The organism is Bacillus sp. F9_6S_D1_P_5 (genome assembly GCF_054823925.1).
In genome coordinates this window covers 245,189-262,976 of sequence record NZ_JBTREW010000001.1, presented here as the reverse complement: position 1 = coordinate 262,976, position 17,788 = coordinate 245,189, and the positions used below count along the sequence as shown (strand labels likewise).

The 17,788-nt window shown below is 35.0% G+C and carries 18 protein-coding genes; 6 read left to right on the top strand and 12 right to left on the bottom strand.

The features are described 5' to 3' along the window. Window positions 1–6: 6 nt before the first annotated feature. The gene (locus ACUXEY_RS01220) at window positions 7–1,023 is read right to left on the bottom strand and encodes a FecCD family ABC transporter permease (protein ID WP_461299878.1); all 1,017 of its coding nucleotides are present in this window, start codon (window positions 1,021–1,023) and stop codon (window positions 7–9) included. Then, window positions 1,024–2,058 carry a FecCD family ABC transporter permease gene (locus tag ACUXEY_RS01215; protein WP_461299877.1) on the bottom strand — a complete coding sequence of 345 codons (1,035 nt, stop codon included), beginning with the start codon at window positions 2,056–2,058 and terminating at the stop codon, window positions 1,024–1,026. A gap of 268 nt (window positions 2,059–2,326) precedes the next feature. Between ACUXEY_RS01215 and ACUXEY_RS01210 the strand changes: the two genes are divergently transcribed. Next, window positions 2,327–3,091: a DUF817 domain-containing protein gene (locus ACUXEY_RS01210; RefSeq protein ID WP_461299876.1), complete on the top strand. Its 765-nt coding sequence runs from the start codon at window positions 2,327–2,329 to the stop codon at window positions 3,089–3,091. Between the two features lie 108 nt (window positions 3,092–3,199). Here the strand turns inward: ACUXEY_RS01210 and ACUXEY_RS01205 are convergent, their stop codons facing one another. Next, complete coding sequence (locus tag ACUXEY_RS01205; protein ID WP_461299875.1) at window positions 3,200–4,237, bottom strand: DUF4003 domain-containing protein; 1,038 nt, start codon at window positions 4,235–4,237, stop codon at window positions 3,200–3,202. Window positions 4,238–4,449: 212 nt separating this feature from the next. Beyond that, a complete protein-coding gene (locus ACUXEY_RS01200; protein WP_461299874.1) occupies window positions 4,450–4,926 on the bottom strand; it encodes a DinB family protein in 477 nt (158 codons plus the stop codon). A 184-nt stretch (window positions 4,927–5,110) separates the two neighbouring features. On the opposite strand from ACUXEY_RS01200, the gene ACUXEY_RS01195 reads away from it, so the two are divergent. Beyond that, window positions 5,111–5,599: a DinB family protein gene (locus ACUXEY_RS01195; protein ID WP_461299873.1), complete on the top strand. Its 489-nt coding sequence runs from the start codon at window positions 5,111–5,113 to the stop codon at window positions 5,597–5,599. A 183-nt stretch (window positions 5,600–5,782) separates the two neighbouring features. Continuing rightward, window positions 5,783–6,319 (top strand): GNAT family N-acetyltransferase, encoded by a 537-nt coding sequence (locus ACUXEY_RS01190; RefSeq protein ID WP_461299872.1) that lies wholly within the window; start codon window positions 5,783–5,785, stop codon window positions 6,317–6,319. A 111-nt stretch (window positions 6,320–6,430) separates the two neighbouring features. Here the strand turns inward: ACUXEY_RS01190 and ACUXEY_RS01185 are convergent, their stop codons facing one another. The 3 genes from ACUXEY_RS01185 to ACUXEY_RS01175 all read right to left on the bottom strand — a co-directional run bounded on the left by ACUXEY_RS01185 (window position 6,431) and on the right by ACUXEY_RS01175 (window position 8,632). Continuing rightward, window positions 6,431–6,907: a DUF2690 domain-containing protein gene (locus tag ACUXEY_RS01185; RefSeq protein WP_461299871.1), complete on the bottom strand. Its 477-nt coding sequence runs from the start codon at window positions 6,905–6,907 to the stop codon at window positions 6,431–6,433. 16 nt (window positions 6,908–6,923) lie between these two features. Further along, window positions 6,924–7,436: a YjfA family protein gene (locus ACUXEY_RS01180; RefSeq protein WP_000473750.1), complete on the bottom strand. Its 513-nt coding sequence runs from the start codon at window positions 7,434–7,436 to the stop codon at window positions 6,924–6,926. Between the two features lie 302 nt (window positions 7,437–7,738). Beyond that, the gene (locus ACUXEY_RS01175) at window positions 7,739–8,632 is read right to left on the bottom strand and encodes a LysR family transcriptional regulator (protein WP_461299870.1); all 894 of its coding nucleotides are present in this window, start codon (window positions 8,630–8,632) and stop codon (window positions 7,739–7,741) included. Window positions 8,633–8,755: 123 nt separating this feature from the next. On the opposite strand from ACUXEY_RS01175, the gene ACUXEY_RS01170 reads away from it, so the two are divergent. Further along, on the top strand, window positions 8,756–9,721 hold the full coding sequence (locus ACUXEY_RS01170) for a quinone oxidoreductase family protein (RefSeq protein WP_461299869.1): 966 nt from the start codon (window positions 8,756–8,758) through the stop codon (window positions 9,719–9,721). A 110-nt stretch (window positions 9,722–9,831) separates the two neighbouring features. Here ACUXEY_RS01170 and ACUXEY_RS01165 read toward each other — a convergent pair whose 3' ends face one another. From ACUXEY_RS01165 to ACUXEY_RS01150, 4 genes are all read right to left on the bottom strand, one after another. After that, window positions 9,832–10,089 (bottom strand): hypothetical protein, encoded by a 258-nt coding sequence (locus ACUXEY_RS01165; RefSeq protein WP_461299868.1) that lies wholly within the window; start codon window positions 10,087–10,089, stop codon window positions 9,832–9,834. Window positions 10,090–10,405: 316 nt separating this feature from the next. Next, the gene (locus tag ACUXEY_RS01160; protein WP_461299867.1) at window positions 10,406–11,116 is read right to left on the bottom strand and encodes a histidine phosphatase family protein; all 711 of its coding nucleotides are present in this window, start codon (window positions 11,114–11,116) and stop codon (window positions 10,406–10,408) included. 159 nt (window positions 11,117–11,275) lie between these two features. Further along, window positions 11,276–11,800 carry a GNAT family N-acetyltransferase gene (locus ACUXEY_RS01155; protein WP_461299866.1) on the bottom strand — a complete coding sequence of 175 codons (525 nt, stop codon included), beginning with the start codon at window positions 11,798–11,800 and terminating at the stop codon, window positions 11,276–11,278. A 6-nt stretch (window positions 11,801–11,806) separates the two neighbouring features. Continuing rightward, complete coding sequence (locus ACUXEY_RS01150; protein WP_461299865.1) at window positions 11,807–13,708, bottom strand: endonuclease MutS2; 1,902 nt, start codon at window positions 13,706–13,708, stop codon at window positions 11,807–11,809. 622 nt (window positions 13,709–14,330) lie between these two features. On the opposite strand from ACUXEY_RS01150, the gene ACUXEY_RS01145 reads away from it, so the two are divergent. Continuing rightward, window positions 14,331–15,128: an exosporium leader peptide-containing protein gene (locus ACUXEY_RS01145; protein WP_461299864.1), complete on the top strand. Its 798-nt coding sequence runs from the start codon at window positions 14,331–14,333 to the stop codon at window positions 15,126–15,128. 94 nt (window positions 15,129–15,222) lie between these two features. Here ACUXEY_RS01145 and amyS read toward each other — a convergent pair whose 3' ends face one another. Then, entirely contained in the window at window positions 15,223–16,764 is a 1,542-nt protein-coding gene (gene amyS, locus ACUXEY_RS01140; protein WP_429603095.1) for an alpha-amylase, read from the bottom strand. 216 nt (window positions 16,765–16,980) lie between these two features. On the opposite strand from amyS, the gene ACUXEY_RS01135 reads away from it, so the two are divergent. Beyond that, window positions 16,981–17,772, top strand: coding sequence for an arylamine N-acetyltransferase family protein (locus tag ACUXEY_RS01135; protein WP_461299863.1), 792 nt, complete (start codon window positions 16,981–16,983; stop codon window positions 17,770–17,772). Window positions 17,773–17,788 lie beyond the last annotated feature (16 nt).

Below are 17,788 nucleotides of genomic sequence, written 5' to 3'. Positions count from 1 at the left end.
AAGTATTTATTTTGTTTTTGTAAGTAAATAAAGAAAATACGGTGCTCCTAAAGCTGCCACTACTACACCAGCCGGAATAGAGTTTGGCTCAAATATAGAACGACCTATCGTATCTGCTAGCACTAAAATAATCATTCCGATAATGCCAGCTAGTGGAAGGAAATGTTGATACGTAGTACCTACTAACTTTCTTGCAATATGCGGAGCAACTAAACCGATAAAACCAATCCCTCCTGCCATCGATACACTCGCGCAAGATAATCCAACCGCTGTAGCTAAAAGTAGTAACCGTTCTTTTTGAACAGAAACACCAAGTCCTGCTGCCACACTATCACCTAGTGACAATGCATTTAACGTTTTAGATTTTAGCCATGCATACGGGGTTAGTATGAAAATCCAAGGTAATAATGCAAGGACATGAATCCAATCCCTTCCCCACACGTTACCAACTAACCATCTAGAAGCGAATGTATATGTCTCATCATTTAACTTGAGAGAGAAAAATAACGAAATCGCACTAAATCCAGCTGAAACAGCAATACCAACGAGAATAAGTCTAATAGGAAGTAAACCTTTTGACCGATCACTCGCAAGTATAATAATTAAAAATGCAGCTAGCACTCCTCCGCCAAATGTAAATAACGGTATTAAAATCGATGCATTCTCATTAATTGAATGAAAGAAAGTAACAAATATAATTAGTCCGAAAGATGCACCTGAATGTAATCCTAAAATACCAGGATCTGCAAGGGCATTACGTGATAACCCTTGTAAAATCGCACCAGAAATCCCAAGGCCAATGCCAGCTAACATTGTGATTATAATTCTTGGCATACGATAATCGTATAGCACGGTTGCACTTTCAAAATCACCATAACCGAAAAGCGTTTGAATTACTTTGAGCGGTGCAATGCTAAGTGTCCCCGTATTTAAGCTAAGCAAAATGACAGCGATACTAATACAACCAAAAATTGTAGTTACAGTAATGGCTCTTTTTTTATCTATGTTAATAAGACCCTTCACTTATAGCTCCCTCCCAACTTTACGTGCTATATAGAGGAAGAACGGAACTCCAACAAGAGCCACCATAATTCCTATTGCAAGTTCTTTAGGAGGATTTACTGTTCTTGCCCCTAAGTCAGCTAAAACTAATAACATAGCTCCTAAAAATGCTGACATAGGAATAATGAGTCGATAATTAACACCAACTAATTTTCTAGCAATATGCGGGATAACGAGTCCTACAAATCCAATAGAGCCAACAGCTGAAACAGATACACCTGCAAGAATGACTACTATAATCATCCCTAGTATTCTCGTTCGGTTCGTTTTTACTCCTAAATTCGTAGCGACATCATCCCCCATTGATATGAGTGAAATAGACCGCCCTAATACTGTCGCAAAAACAATTGTTATGAGAATAATAGGAACTAAAAATTTCAAGTGTTCCCACTTAACCCCTGCAACACCACCAGCGTACCAAAACGCTAAATCTTGACTTAAGTCATAATAAATCGCGACACCTGAACTTAACGAATGTAAAAGTGCTGCCATAACTGCTCCAGCAATCGTTAATCTCATCGGTGTTAATCCGCCTGATGTGGCCGATCCGATAATAAAAATGAGTACTGTACTTAAAACCGCTCCAATAAAAGAGACAATCATTAAATAGGAATATGGCATATGAGGAAAAAAGGCAAAACTAAGTGCTACTACAAACATCGCACCTGCATTTATGCCAAGCACACCTGCATCAGCTAAAGGATTTCGTGTTACTCCTTGCATAACAGCCCCAGCGACCGCAAAAGCTGCTCCTACAACTGCTGCTCCAATTACCCTTGGGAGCCTTAATTCATATATAATTTGGTGCTGCGTTAATTTCGGATTATAATCAAAAACCGCTGTCCATACGGTTTGCAAATGGATATCCTTTGCACCGAATGCAATAGCTAAAAATATAGATCCGATTAAACATAAAATTGATAAGCACATGAAACATATGAACTTAATATGTTTCATGTGCTTATTGCCAGCATGTACAGCAGACTTATGTAACATGTTTCATTTCATCCTTTATATTCAGTTGTTTTTTATAATTATTTTTATTTTATAATATTTATTGATAATAATTATCATTTTTATTTAGAAATTATATCCTCACTTTTTTAAAATAGCAAACTATTTTTTTAATTTGTTAAATATTAAAATACTTATTACAATTCCTTTCTAAAACTTACAAATACATGCAAAATAGACTGCTGGTTTATTTTTTAAATTGTAGTATACTTAGTCATTATTTTGATTTTTCTAACAAAAAGGAGATACAATGTTCTATATAAAACAACTATTACATTTCACTTACGAGCAAGCATTATCCTGTTTATTCCCAGTCGTTATTTTCTTAACACTAGCCCTATCAAAAATCATTTCTATCCCAGGGTTATACCGCTATGATTTCATACTCATCGTATGTCTTCTTATGCAGTGGATTATGTATAAGACTGGACTTGAGACGAAAGACGAATTAAAAGTAATTACTGTTTTTCACCTTATCGGGCTTTTACTAGAAATATATAAAGTACATTTCGGTTCGTGGAGTTATCCAGAAGAGGCATATTCAAAAGTTTTTGGAGTTCCACTTTACAGTGGCTTTATGTATGCAAGTGTTGCCAGTTACATATGCCAAGCGTGGAGAAGATTACATTTACAAATGTACCATTGGCCGAGGGCTATTTTTGCTATACCGCTAGGCGCTATGATTTACTTTAATTTTTTCACACATCATTTTCTATATGACTTTAGATGGGTATTAACTGTACTTTTATTCATCGTTTTCTTTCGGACATTTGTAGAATTTTCATTACGAGGCGTTACATATAAAATGCCACTCGTTCTCTCCTTTTTCCTTATTGGTTTCTTTATTTGGATTGCAGAGAACATCGCAACATTTTTCGGAGCATGGCAATATCCAAATCAACGCGAAGCATGGAATCTCGTTCACTTAAGCAAAATTAGTTCATGGTTTTTACTCGTTGTTATTAGCATTATGATTGTTACACAACTCAAACATTTGAAGGAGTCGAGAAGATAATACTGATTATGTAAAAACAGTTAGCCCATCACTCATTAGAGAGTGATGGGCTTTTTTACCGTCCTTATCAAAGGAGTTATAAATTACAGGAGCATAAGCAGTTACACATTATGAACTACTACTAGCAGAAGAGGTTGCTACAGATGAAGCGGCAATCGTTGCCATCATAGCTGCCTGTTGTGCTTGTATGAGGACTTCTATCATAGTTTGTAAACCTGTGTTAGTAGCTTTACTTTCTTCACCTTTCTGACTTACGAACAGTTGAATAGCAATAAGAATATTCGTGTCTGTATGCCAACGGAATAATTTCTCCCCTTGCAATTTTTCAATCAACGCTGTAATAGAATGAATCTCTTTTTCTCCATCCTCAAGTAACGCTAGTAGCCCTATGGCTGGGTAATGCATCTGTTTCACTTTTACCTTTTCTTTTTTTAACGAGTTCCATATGTTTGTACATGTTGCAACTAACATTTCTTCACGAACATCCTTCTTTAGTGAAAGAATATGACTTAAAAACTGAAGATCATTCCCTTTACGCAAACCAGCTTTCGCTAGTTTCTGATACAGACGTTCTACACGGTCCATAAGTGTTTCTACATTCTCTGATTGTCCTGCTAATAAAACCGCGAGCGGATAATCATTCGTACCTGTAAGAAAAAGATGATCCTCTTTCATACGTTTATATACTTGCATCGAACGCTGAATGTGCGTACCATGCTGTTCATTTTCTTCTGTTAAAAGCACAGCTGCTGCGAGATAAGTAAATATACTTCGACTAAAACCACCAGCAACCAATTGTTCATATAAATCTAAAAACTTCCGAAAAGCCTTCTTGTAATCTGTAAAGTGAATATCTAAAGTTGCGGCCACCACAAAGCGATGATAAGACTTTAAGTATGAAAACATCCCTACTTGATTTTTAATATAACTACTAATCTCTAAAAAACGTCCGAGATCAAACAATTTATCACTACCTGTATACATAGCAGCAATCATCATACCTGTTCGAGAATCACTCGTTTTCCATTTTAGTTCTCCCTTTAACTGTGTATACGTATGTGTGTATTGCTCCAATTTTTGTTCTAATGTAATCATAGTATTCACCCCTATTTCTAGTTCTTCTGTTTTATTATACTTATATTTCATGCAGGTTTCGCAACCTTAATTCTGTATTTCCTTCAATATTTTCCTATTATGTAAAACAAATATAATAACTATTCCTATTTTATCAGTATCACGATGTCAAGCGTTCATAATTCTTTAAGCTCAACGACAAAAAGGATAGATAATAAATTATCTATCCTTTTTGTCGTTATAATATTTCACAAGATAATTTCGTTTTTTATATGCAATTACAACTAAAGAGCTTTAATAATACGCTCCATCGCCTTCATTTGCCCAATATGATCCGCTTCATGATAAAGCATCATGCCGTAAAGCTCCCCTACCGTTTCCAATCCTAGGAATGGCTCTGGCAGTTTATTTTCAAATGCTTCTGCTGGAATTTCGTTAATACGTTTCGCTTGTTCTTTTAACTGAGCCGTTAACACTTCTAACGATGGTCCTTCTGTTTTCCATTTAGATGGTCTTGATCCATACCCAAACATACCTGGATATTCAGTTGGTAATTGTTTGAATTCTTTTCCAAACATGAAAACTTCTGCTGCCGTTAACACATGTCCAATATGCCAGCGAATTGTATTGTTAAAACCCTCTGGCTGTGTATCTGCAATTTTATCATCTAACGTTTCCATAAATTTAAGTAATGCACCACGCGTTATTTCAAATTGCTTTAAACCAACTAGTCTGTTCATTTTATCGTTTCCCTTCTTCATGTACCATTTATTATGAACTAAGAATGTTCAATTTATTAAAGTTTCACCTTGTTTAATCTATCAGAAACAATGAAGAAATACATCTAATATGCTTACTAAAAATATTTAAAAGGTTCACCCCTAATAAATATAGAATTACTTACTACACAGTTAGTTTAGTAAATAATAGAGGAGTGTTAATTTCATGTTACGTATTTTAAAACAACAATATAATCTTATTAGCTCTACAAGAGAAACTCTATTTTCGTTTTTAGAAGAAATCCCATTAGAAAAGTTACATAACGCTGTTCCTAACTTCGGGAGCGGTAGCATTATAAAGACACATATTCATGTAGCTGATTGCTATCGATACTGGCTTGGATCATTTGCATTCAAGCAAAAAAGGGCAGATTTTTCATTTGCTAGTGATGATGAGATTGAGCATGCAGATGTAGAGAAAGTCCGTGTTAGATTTAAGTTAGTAGATGAGACTGTACAACGTTTTTTAGATGAATACAATGACCGTTGGCTCGAAAATATAGCAAATGAAGTAAAATGGCAAAAAGAACCTTGGAGTACAACTCCGCTATGGCTTTTAACTCATACGGAGACGCATGAGTTTCACCATAAAGGACAAATTGTATCTATGGCTCGTCACCTTGGATACAATCCTCCTGATACAGACCTTAGTTAATTCGATTATTAAAAAACTTGTTGATATATTTGTTGTGTATAAAACTTTTATCATTTTTTTTAGGTATACCATATCATTATAAAATTCACGTAACATTAAAGTAAGACTCATACTTTTCAAACAATACAACTTTTATCAAAAATATTTAGATACTGTATCACCAACCTTAAGGAGAAATTTATAATGAGATTAGAGAGTGAAAGAATTTATTTAAGACCTCTTTGTCAGCTAGATGCGCCTATTATATTAGAAGGTACAATGGATGATGAAATAAGATATATGACTGGAACCAAGTCTACTTTTTCATTGGAGCAAATTAAAGCACATATAGATCATATAAATAATGACTCAAGTCGCTATGATTTCGCTATTTGTTTAAAAAGCACTGAGGAAATGATTGGAGAGTTGTCGGTTTTAGATATCGATGAGGAGAACAAAAGAGCAGGATTCAGAATATCAATGCTTTCCATAGCATTAATAGGACACGGCTATGGAACTGAAGCTATTACAATTGTTTTAAAATTTGTTTTTGAACAACTATATTTAAATCGGTTACAGTTAGAAGTATTTAGCCATAATTTACGCGGAATTAGAGCTTATGAAAAGGTTGGGTTTGTAAAAGAAGGCACCTTACGTCAATCTTTATTTTATAATGATACATACTCGGATGAATTTATTATGGCTATACTTAAAAGTGATTATAAAGATATGTCCTTGTAAATGAATGTTCTTAAACTATTAACATCTTGAAAGAACCTTACCACAATATAATGTAGTAAGGTTCTTTCATTTTTATATCAAATAACAGCTCTTAACAAATTTATAATCGTATCAATACCAAATAGTCTCCGCATAATTATATGCATCACTATTTGGAATAGCATGTTTCCCTTGCGCTTGCGCCTTTCTTGGATCTAAATCATATACCATTGGTGTATAGCATGATGTTTGCCCTTTATTCACAACACCATTTCCTCCAGCACTCCCGCAAGTATATGCCTTTCCATCTGTTTTTCTTACGATTCTTGCATCAGCTTCGTTATTATATACTGCTGCACGAGTTACTGTAACTTTTGCCCACGCTGTCTTACACGTTGTGCTAAATTTTAATTCCACATAAGAATTGGAATCAATCCACTTCTTTTCTTTCGTTACTGCTGATTGATCGCAGCTATTGTAATATGGACTTTTCCCATCATATGAATGGTCTTCTGCATATGCTTTATCATTATTCGTCGTACTAAACACACTAGTTAAAACGAGCAATGATAGACAGAAACATGCACTTACCTTTATTAAAAGTTTCATAGCAATCCGCTCCTTTTTAATAGCGTCCAGTTTTTCCATAACCGTTATTAAACGTAACTGCTTCAGCATCTGCTGTGTATCCGAAATCAGCAGTTAAATCAAATACCATTCCTGTATACGTACTCGTTTGACCTGTTTTTATCGTCCCGTTCCCCTGATTGGAAGTGACTGATTTTTGGAATACACCATTTTTATATTTATTCACAACAGCGTACGCATACACTCCTCCAGAAACAGCTGGTGCTGGTTGATCTAAAACAAACTTAGCCCAAGCTGCATGACATTTATTACTGTAACGTAAATACACTGTCCCTACTTTTTTACTACCTTCGTACACCGCTGTAGACTTTGCATTAAATCCATCTGCATCACACGTTGTACTGCCTCCGTATACTTTCGTTGTTGCTGGGTTTTTCCCGTCATAATAACTACTTAAATCAGTAGCTGCAAATGTACTTCCTTGGAAACTAAATAATACCCCTACACTCGCTACACTTAATACACATACTTTCATTAACTTTTTAAACATTTTCAATTTCCTCCCTCAAAAGAAGTACGTATAATAAAGACAATCTATCCCCTATGTACGCCCCTCCTTTCATGCTTCCTAGAGGCATCTTACAGAAACGAATAAACGTTGTAAATTTCCTTATGATTATTGGAATATACGAAGAAATTTACGTAATCGTCTAAGAAAAAAAGTTGCGAAATACACATGTTATAGCATTCTTTATTTAAAACATAAAAGAACCGATACTCGTTTCATGCAAGCATCGGTTCTTTATACAAAATTGCCATTTTTACTATTATATAAAATAAATATTTCTCCACTTAATCCGTTGTAAGAAACTCCCTCGTTACATCAATAAATTGCTGCAGTGGCGCTGTCATCCATTTATCTTTATGCCAAGCAATTTGTGTATAAATCGGTGAGATTGCACTTTCTAAATGTAACTCTTTTATCGTCCCCTCTCGTATATCTTTTTCTACTACTATTGCTGGTAACACAGCTATTCCTAAATCTGCAATAACACATTGTTTAATTGCTTCGACACTAACGAACTCAATTTTATTTGCTGGATACACATCTTCTGTACGAAATAGCTCTTCAAATAAAGTCCGGTACGAGCACCCTAGCTCTGTTAGCAATAACGTCTCATTTTCTAAATCTTTTGTAAAAACGGAAGCTTTCTCGAGTAAGTGATGTCCTGAAGCAGCTACTACTTTTAATTCTTCTTTCATAAGCGGCTCCACATGTAAAGCATCTTCTGTTTTACATTCGTCCAAAATAAAGGCAAGATCGACTTTTCCCTCCATCAATTGTTCCTTCACATCTTTATTGGAATGCGCTGGTTTGAATATAAGTTTTATTTGAGGAAATTGTGCTTTAAACCTCTTTAATATAGAAGGAAGTCTATATGTACATTGGCTTTCTTGCGCACCGATTATTAACGTACCTGCTATTTCTTCATCATCTTTCACAGCCATTTTTGCCTCGTTGCTGAGCGCAATCATCTTGTCGGCATATAGTTGAAACTTCCTACCTGCTTCAGTTAAGAAAAGACGTTTTCCTAATCTTTCAAATAACGGCGTACCTAGCTCAGCTTCTAACGTTTTAATTTGCGCTGTTACACTCGATTGAGCAAAGTTTAATTTCTTCGCAGTTTGTGTAAAATTCAAAGTATCCGCCGCTACTTTAAATGTAATTAATTGTTTTATCTCCATTTATCGTCCCTCTTTTCAATCGATATTTCCGATTGATTTCATCGAAATAATCCTCTTTGCCTATTGATATTTGTATTGTACGATAAAGAGCATCTACAAACAATAAAAATGGAGGTATTCCATATGAAAGCACTTTGTTTCGAACAGTTCGGAAATCCGGATGTACTACAATATAAAGAACTAAATGATCCAATCATAAATCCAAATGAAATTCTTGTCCGCACGAAAGCAATCGGTTTAAATTTCGCCGACATTTATAGACGTCGCGGTGATTATCATCTCGCTGGCAACCCACCGTATATATTAGGTTATGAAGGGGCTGGCATTGTAGAAAAAGTAGGAGCTGACGTTACGAATATTAATCCTGGAGATCGTATTGCATTTGCTGACGTTCCATTTGCAAATGCAGAACTAGTTGCCGTTCCATCGAAGAAAGCAATTAAGCTTCCAGATTCTATCTCTTTTAAAACAGCCGCTTCTGTCTTATTACAAGGATTAACAGCACATTATTTAACGAAAGATAGCTATGAAATAAAACAAGGTGATATAGCTTTAGTACATGCCGCTGCTGGAGGTGTTGGGCAACTTCTTATCCAAATAATTAAACTACTAGGCGGAAAAGTAATCGGCCTCACGTCATCAAAAGAAAAAGCAAAGATAGCCACATTAGCTGGTGCCGACCACGTATTTTTATATAGCGAGGCATGGTCTACGAAAGTACTTGAAATGACAAATGGCGATGGAGTAAATGTTGTATATGAATCAGTAGGTTCTACGCTAGAGGAAAGTTTTAGCGCAACTAAAACTGGTGGTACTGTCGTATTTTACGGAATGGCTGGCGGTAATCCTACGCCCGTTGATCCGCGTATGCTTATGGATACTTCGAAAACTTTAACTGGCGGAGACCTTTGGAACGTGCTTACATCTTATGAAGAGAGAAAAGAACGCTCCTCTCAATTATTCGAATGGATTACGACCGAAAAATTAAAGATCGCAAGTCCTACTACCTTCTCTTTACAAGATGGTGCCCGTGCTCATGAATTATTAGAGAACAGAAAAAGCACAGGGAAGATTTTATTAATCCCATAATTATTCCAATAAAAAAAGGAAGCTAGAATGTATTTCTTTGCTTCCTTTTTTAACATTATTTATGTTCAATCTCGCTTCTTTTCAATAACCCTGTTATTTATATTTTTTCTCTACGCTTCTCTTTCTAGGCCCCTCATTTTTAAGTTTATATAATAAACGAATCTAAATATTAAAGGAAAGAACAAACCTCCTAATATCAACGATCCAATAAATACAGTATCAATAAAAGAAAGAATCCCAAATAATAGCATTCCAAAAAAATAAAATACAACTGCACTCCAATAAATAAAACGTGGAAACTTAGTTTGGAACGAATCACCTTTTTCACACGGTTTTCCAAATAACAAATGAACGAATTTAATCAACATAATCACTTCTCCATATAATTGTTAATATTCTTTTCTTCTTAGAACTGAACATAAATCACATACCATGTACCACCCATATTCACACATTCCTTACTTTGTTTTATTTCTCGTATACTTACTTTAGATTCCGAGATGAAATGTAAGGCTAATGTCCCTCCAATACACTGCAAACTAATTTGTTGTTCCTACTCTCTAATTATACCATTACAATAATTTTCATAGTTCATTTTTAACGGAATATTCCGATTCGAATTAATAAATGATATATTAAAAAATAAAAAGGAAGCTAGATTTCTCTACCTTCCTTTCCTTATTTTTATATTTCCACACTTTTTTTTCCTTTTGCAACATAGCTCATATCTCCAACCGACTCGACTGTGTATGTTCCGTCTTTATATACAATCTTCGTCACACTAGCATTTTCTACTCCAAGTTTTGTTTGGCTACTGTCTAACATTTCTATTAAGGTAGTAATCAAAAGCCCATGAACAACAACTAAAACGTTGCCGCCTCCATTTTTAGCAGATTCTTCACTAATTTTATCAATCTCTTCTTTTATACGAGTAGAAAATAATTCCCAATCTTCCGCCTGTTTCGTAGGGTCTGCTGCCCTAATAAGATTAATCACTTCTTGAATAGAAAACTTCATAAGTTCTTCTGGCGATGCAACGCCCGCAGCTTTTCCAACCACATCCCACATGTTTTCAAGTTTTTCACCTTCAAAAATACCAAAATTTAATTCTCGTAAATTTTTTCTTTTCTCAAGTTTTAACTTTGTTTGCTCACTATATTTTAATACTAAATTAGCAGTTTCAATCGCTCGGCCACTATCACTACTATACGCATTCGCAAAATGAACATCTTTTAATCCCGTTCCTAAATTAGAGGCAACTTCCACACCTATTTCTACTAACGGAGAGTCTGCCCACCCTTGCGCACGATGATTCGTATTTAATATTGTTTTACCGTGTCTCGTAACATATAACGTAACTACATTCTCATTGCTATCTGTTTCTCGCTTCTTCATTCAATTCTCTCCCTTTACATTTCTATATCAATTTTACCACCTTAATTATTCATTGAGCAAAATATACGTAAGTAGATTTACTTAATAAAAAAAGCTATCTTTCTGTATATCCCTACAAAAAGATAGCATCTTTTATGATTATATTTTCAACCGATACTCTTACTCAGCAAAAGCACTCGAATATTGCACAACTCCTTCTACACCTTGCAGAGCGTTCTCGCTTAGCTCAATCACCATAAACACTTCATCTGGCACTTCAAATGGTGCTTTTATATTCCACTCACTTGCTTTCTTAAAGCCAAATTTTGGATAGTATCCTGGATGTCCTAACACTACAACTGATCCGTATCCAAGTTCTTTCGCTTTTTCTAAAGCAGCTACAATAAGCTTCCCACCAATTCCTTTTTTCTGGTGGCCCCTATCAACTGAAACCGGTGCAAGTGCTAACGATTCTACAGAAGTTCCATCCTTTTCAATCGTAATTTTGGATAACATAATGTGACCAACGATTTCCTCTTCTACTGCAACGATTGATAATTCAGGAATAAACGCGTCACATTCTCTAATACGTTTTACAAGTGCATGTTCTGTTTTATCACTAAATTCTTCATGTAAAAATGCTTGTTGTACAACTTCTTCTGTTTTTCTATAATCGTTTTTTTGCTCTTGTCTAATCGTTACCATTCTATATTATCCTCTATTCTTTCTTATTTCTTTTTGGATTTTACGAAGCGCTTTTTTCGATCCGCGCTCTATATCATGTTGCATTTTTCTTTCTTTATAATCGACAAATAGTGTATTTAAATCATATCCCTCTGGGTATAATTCCTTTGCTGCTACCTCTAACGTAATACGTTTTACATTCACTTCAACAAATTCACCGTTACAATATACAACGACGTTATAGAAATTATCTATTTCCTTATAGATAATACCAAAATCATCATAATCTAATACATTTACACGATCACCGATTTTGTACTCGTAATGGTTTTCTCTTTTTTCTTGCACGAATTTCGGTTTTCTAATTTTACTTTCATTCACTTTTTCTAGAGCGTACTCTTTATTTTCCATATACGCTCTCGCTCTTTGCAATACACGCTCTCTTACGTTCATTTTATTCGCAATCCAAAGTGCATTACTTTCACCTGATTTACCGATCACTAATTTATAAAGCGGTTCTAGTGTCTCACTATTAAATTGCATCGCTGCATTCATAAAATCATCATGCATTTCTGAGAAGCGTTTAATTTCACCGTAATGCGTACTCGCAACTGTAATACATCCTGCAAGATAAAACTCCTCTAAAATAGAAATTGCAAGTGCTGCCCCTTCATTCGGTTCTGTCCCGCTTCCTATTTCATCAAATAATAGTAACGTATTATTATTTGACATCCTCATAATCTCAGATAGATTTTTCATATGAGATGAAAATGTACTTAATGCATTTTCGATACTTTGATTATCACCAATATCTACAAACACATTTTCGAAAATAGCAATTTCTGTTTCTTTATCTCCGGCAATGTGCAAGCCTGACATTGTCGCTAATGTTAACAATCCAATTGTTTTTAACACGATTGTTTTCCCGCCTGCATTTGGTCCTGTAATAATTAAACTACGGTAATTTTGACCGATTTCAAAGTTTAACGGTACTACTTTTCCACTTAAAAGCGGATGCTTACAATTTACTAAATGCATGTAGCCATGATCATTTAATTTCGGCTCTATTCCATCGATTGATTTACTAAACTTCGCTTTCGCAAATACCATATCATATTGGCTAATCAATTCCATGTTAATTTTTATATGATAAATATTTTCTACTACCATGCCTGATAAAGTCGCTAAAATTTGATACTCTTCCATCGCTTCTTCTGCTTTCAAACTTGCGAGTTCCACATTTAACTTTGTAACCGTGTGTGGTTCTATAAATACAGTAGAACCTTTAGCAGACGCTTCAACTATACTTCCTGCAACTTGATTTTTATAAGAAGATTTAATTGGAATCGTATACCTATCATCCTTCTTACTAATAAAGAATTCTTGAATATACTTCTTATTTGCACTACTATTTAAAAACTTCGTTAAACGTTCTTTTATTTTCCCGTCTACCGAATCGATGTTATTTCGAATTCGTTTTAACTCTTTACTAGCGGCAGAATCAATGCTATTTCCTTTTATTGAAAAATTAATTTCCTCTTCAATACTTTTAAATTCAGTCATTGAATTTGCATAAGAAGCTAATACTGGCGCAAAAAATTCTTTATCTAACATAAACTTTTTAATCTTCCTACAGCCGCGTAAAAAGTCTGAAACACTTACTAACTCTTCAGGATCTAAAATCATCCCTTTTTCTAATTTTTGAATTGTACTTGCGATATTTGAAATACCGAAAAAAGGAACATGCCCTTCCGCATCTACTATAGCTCGCGCTTCGGTTGTTTCATTTAATCGATTCCTTACTACTTTTATACTCGTACTCGGCTCTAATTTATTTATTAATTCTTTTCCTAATCCACTTACACAATAAGATTTCACTATATCCTTTAATTCGTTATATTGTAACTTTTCAAAAGTCATCGTATTCATTTTGTTTCTCCTCACTATGATTGATTTCTATCATAAATGAAGATACCTACTCATTAGATTCCAATGAGCTCTACATGATTTAATTACCATTTTTATACATTAAAAATATATACAAAAAAGCTGCGGGGATACCGCAGCTTTTACATTTACAAGGCATGTATAATAACATATGCGGAAATAAGCCATAAAAAACAGATGGCAATCCCCTTATTACACGCTTTATAAAGTATTGTAGGTATCTTCATAGGTTTCGAAATAAATCCATGACAAAATTAGGGGTATGATATACATAAAAAATCCCCTGTTCTTATCCGATTTATTTCATTAAATTTTCCCTATTTAGTACCTACCGCACTCACAAAAAGCACCTCTCATTAATTTATATTATAGTCATTGAAATCTAATTTACTGAAATCATCATACTATATGTTGTTTTAGAAGTAAAGGTGTCATACTTAATTAATACGCATCTATACAATTCAATATCGCGGCATATACATGAATTGTATCCAACTTTAATTTCATTGCAAAAAATTAAATAAGCGCCTCCGCTATTGCGAATGTCATTTACTTTCCCTACTACATTTAATAATTATGACAAGCAATCATAGGAGGTTACTATATGAGCGAACAATACATCATTTTACATGGGCCTGCTCTTGAACCAAATTTAATTGGTCCCACACTACCACCAATTCCACCATTTACATTTCCGACCGGACCTACTGGAATCACAGGACCTACTGGCGCGACAGGTTTTACTGGAATTGGAATAACTGGTCCTACTGGGATTACAGGACCTACCGGAATTGGAATAACTGGTCCTACTGGGGTTACAGGACCTACCGGAATCGGAATAACTGGTCCCACTGGAGTTACAGGACCTACCGGAATTGGAATAACTGGTCCTACTCGGATTACAGGACCTACCGGAATTGGAATAACTGGTCCTACTGGGATTACAGGACCTACCGGAATTGGAATAACTGGTCCCACTGGAGCAACCGGTTTCGGGATACTCCCCGTATTTGGAACAATAACTTCTGAAATAGGTATCGGTTTTTCAGCAGTAGTTAATACAAATGTTAATTTCACCATTCCAGGACCTGTTAGTGGAGCTACTCTAAATCCAGTAGACAACTCCATTACAATTAATACCACTGGTATATACGCTGTATCCTTTTCAATCGTATTTGCGATACAAGCTATTTCGTCTAGTATATTAAATCTTACAATAAACGATTCTATTCAATTCGCAATTGAAACACGAGTTGGTGGTGGTCCTGGGGTAAGTGCTACATCCGCCAGAACAGATTTATTACCTTTAACCCAAGGAGACGTTCTTCGAGTACGAATAAGAGAAGCCACGGGTGACATTATTTATTCCAACGCATCTCTCGTTATTTTAAAAGTCGACTAGTTCATTTATGAAAATAAAAATTTAGGAATGATAACAATATAAAAAGAAGAGGAGGACTTATGTTTCAGTCTTCCTCTTCTTTTTTATCAGCAATTCACTGCTGAACATATATGGAAACTGATCCTCCACTTACATGGAACTGCCCCCATCCGTCCTTATTAATTGTTACAGTATTTGTTTGATTACCCGTCATATCGTACCATACTTCCCCTGCGTTATTCTTTCCAACTTCCATCCACTTTGATCCTCCTGGCCCATCTGAGATTAATGTCGCTAAACCGGAATCTGCATGTACACCATCACCTTCTCTTGTCCATCCAATTACATCTGGATGGTCTAAATAATCACGCTGCGTACCATATGCAAAGTTTTTTCGTGCCGTCAAAATCGGATCAATTTTATCTTTTAACGCTGGAATTTCATAACTACTATTTCCGTTTGTCCCATAGTAATCACCATAGAAAACTGAAGGATAGCCCTCTGCACGAGTTAAAATAAATGCATATGCCAACGGTTTAAACCACGGACTTACTACAGATTCCAATGATTGTCCAGGCTGAGAATCATGATTCTCAACGAGAGTAACTGCAAGTGCGGGGTGATTTTGCATTACTGTTCCATTTAAAATATTTCTCATATCATAATTCCCATTTCCTTTTGAAGCATAATGAAAATTGTAATGCAGTGGTGCATCAAATACAGATTGATTATAATTGACTTTCGCTAAATAATTATTTAAAGTCTGGATATCATTTTGCCAATATTCAGCCACCGTAAACATTTCTTTTCCTGTTTGCTGTCTGACATGATTTACCCAATCGCGTAAATATGCATGATCAATATGCTTAACAGCATCTAAACGAAAGCCATCTAAATTTAATTCATTCGCATACCACGTTCCCCAATTTTTCATCTCATTCGCAACATCTGGATGATCAAAATCAAGATCTGCATACATCAAATAATCATAATTTCCATTCTCGCTAGACACTTCCCAGTCCCATGCTTTACCTATCCCCCTAAATTTATAAATTCGATTTAATTTCCTTCCTTCATCCCAATCCGTTCCGTCAAAATGATACCATTTCCATTTGAAATTAGAATAAGCATCTCCACGCCCTGGAAAGTTAAACCCTGTCCATGCATTAATTTCATAATCACCTGATACTTCAATATTTCGATTGTTACGGTCTACCTCAACAGCTGTTACAGTTTCAGTATAATCTGCTCCACCTTTATGATTCATAACTACATCACCATATACATCGATGTTTTGCTTATGTAAAGCTTCAATTGCAGATTTCAACTGTGCTTTTGTCCCATATTTCGTCCGCACCGTTCCTTTTTGATTGAATTCTCCTAAATCATATAAATCATACGCTCCATATCCTACGTCATTTTGCGTAGTTCCTTTATATGCAGGCGGTATCCAGACAGATGTAATTCCTTTCTGAGCTAAATTTCCAGCATCCGAATGCAAACGATTCCAATGATTCCCATCATTCGGAGCATACCACTCAAAATACTGCATTAACGTTCCATTGTTAACCGTATCTGCATACACTTTACTCCCCCCATATATACTAGGTAAAAACAAAACAACCGACAAACCGACTACTATTATTCTTTTCAACATATTTACACCTTCCCCTTCCAAGAAAACGTTTGCATAGTTTATCGGAATTATTATAATATTCGTTCTACAATTAGTAAAGTAGCAATCTCTCACTCTCCCACATTATTTTTTAGTCTAACTTCAAATATTCAACAAATACTTCAAAGTAGTTTTCATTTCACATCTTATTCAAGATTGTTTACAATTTATCTATAAAAGCATAACGGAGGGATTTCTATGACGGACTTTCAAAAACAATTTTTTGCGCGATTACATATAGAAGAAAAAGACAAAGTTTCATTTGAGGATTTACCTAACATTATGTACGCGATGGCACAAACCGTCCCTTTTGAAAACTTAAATATACTCGAAAACAACTTTACAGAAATATCAAAAGAAAATCTAAAAGAAAAAATTTTAGTAAACAACCGTGGCGGTCTTTGTTATGAACTTAATCCTACTATGTACTACTTCCTTAAAGACGCTGGATTTGATGTTCATCTCGTTTCAGGAACAGTGTACAATGTAGCAAATTCTACATGGGCTGTTGATTCTGGACACATCGCAACTGTTTTAACACATCGTAATGAACTTTATTTAATTGAAGTAGGATTCGGATCATACTTACCTCTTGCTCCTATCCCTTTCTCAGGTGAAGTCATTCACTCCGTTACAGGAGATTATCGTATTCGTAAAGAAATGACCGAAAAGGGAAACTACATGTTAGAGATGCGTAAAAACAATGAGTTTTTAGATCAATCTTCTGCTGAAGATTGGACGTTAGGCTATGCATTTTATATAGAAGAAGTCACTGAAGAAAAAGCAAATGCGGCACAAAAAATTATCGTTGAACATGAGGGCTCACCATTTAACAAAGTACCTCTTATTGTAAAACTAACTGAAGATGGGCATGCATCTTTAACAAAGGATAGTCTGACCATAGCGAAAAACGGTAAAAAAACGAAAGAAAACGTTACAGATGTACAATACAAAAATCTTTTACATTCAAAATTCGGAATTACATTATAATTCTTTAAGCCTTGCC

Coding starts and splice junctions, on each gene's coding strand:
- amyS (WP_429603095.1), bottom strand. CDS start 16,764: ATGTTGAAAAGAATAATAGTAGTCGGTTTGTCGGTTGTTTTGTTTTTA.
- ACUXEY_RS01165 (WP_461299868.1), bottom strand. CDS start 10,089: ATGTTGATTAAATTCGTTCATTTGTTATTTGGAAAACCGTGTGAAAAA.
- ACUXEY_RS01155 (WP_461299866.1), bottom strand. CDS start 11,800: ATGGTAACGATTAGACAAGAGCAAAAAAACGATTATAGAAAAACAGAA.
- ACUXEY_RS01195 (WP_461299873.1), top strand. CDS start 5,111: ATGTTACGTATTTTAAAACAACAATATAATCTTATTAGCTCTACAAGA.
- ACUXEY_RS01185 (WP_461299871.1), bottom strand. CDS start 6,907: ATGAAACTTTTAATAAAGGTAAGTGCATGTTTCTGTCTATCATTGCTC.
- ACUXEY_RS01160 (WP_461299867.1), bottom strand. CDS start 11,116: ATGAAGAAGCGAGAAACAGATAGCAATGAGAATGTAGTTACGTTATAT.
- ACUXEY_RS01215 (WP_461299877.1), bottom strand. CDS start 2,058: ATGTTACATAAGTCTGCTGTACATGCTGGCAATAAGCACATGAAACAT.
- ACUXEY_RS01190 (WP_461299872.1), top strand. CDS start 5,783: ATGAGATTAGAGAGTGAAAGAATTTATTTAAGACCTCTTTGTCAGCTA.
- ACUXEY_RS01200 (WP_461299874.1), bottom strand. CDS start 4,926: ATGAAGAAGGGAAACGATAAAATGAACAGACTAGTTGGTTTAAAGCAA.
- ACUXEY_RS01150 (WP_461299865.1), bottom strand. CDS start 13,708: ATGAATACGATGACTTTTGAAAAGTTACAATATAACGAATTAAAGGAT.
- ACUXEY_RS01205 (WP_461299875.1), bottom strand. CDS start 4,237: ATGAAATATAAGTATAATAAAACAGAAGAACTAGAAATAGGGGTGAAT.
- ACUXEY_RS01175 (WP_461299870.1), bottom strand. CDS start 8,632: ATGGAGATAAAACAATTAATTACATTTAAAGTAGCGGCGGATACTTTG.
- ACUXEY_RS01145 (WP_461299864.1), top strand. CDS start 14,331: ATGAGCGAACAATACATCATTTTACATGGGCCTGCTCTTGAACCAAAT.
- ACUXEY_RS01135 (WP_461299863.1), top strand. CDS start 16,981: ATGACGGACTTTCAAAAACAATTTTTTGCGCGATTACATATAGAAGAA.
- ACUXEY_RS01180 (WP_000473750.1), bottom strand. CDS start 7,436: ATGTTTAAAAAGTTAATGAAAGTATGTGTATTAAGTGTAGCGAGTGTA.
- ACUXEY_RS01170 (WP_461299869.1), top strand. CDS start 8,756: ATGAAAGCACTTTGTTTCGAACAGTTCGGAAATCCGGATGTACTACAA.
- ACUXEY_RS01210 (WP_461299876.1), top strand. CDS start 2,327: ATGTTCTATATAAAACAACTATTACATTTCACTTACGAGCAAGCATTA.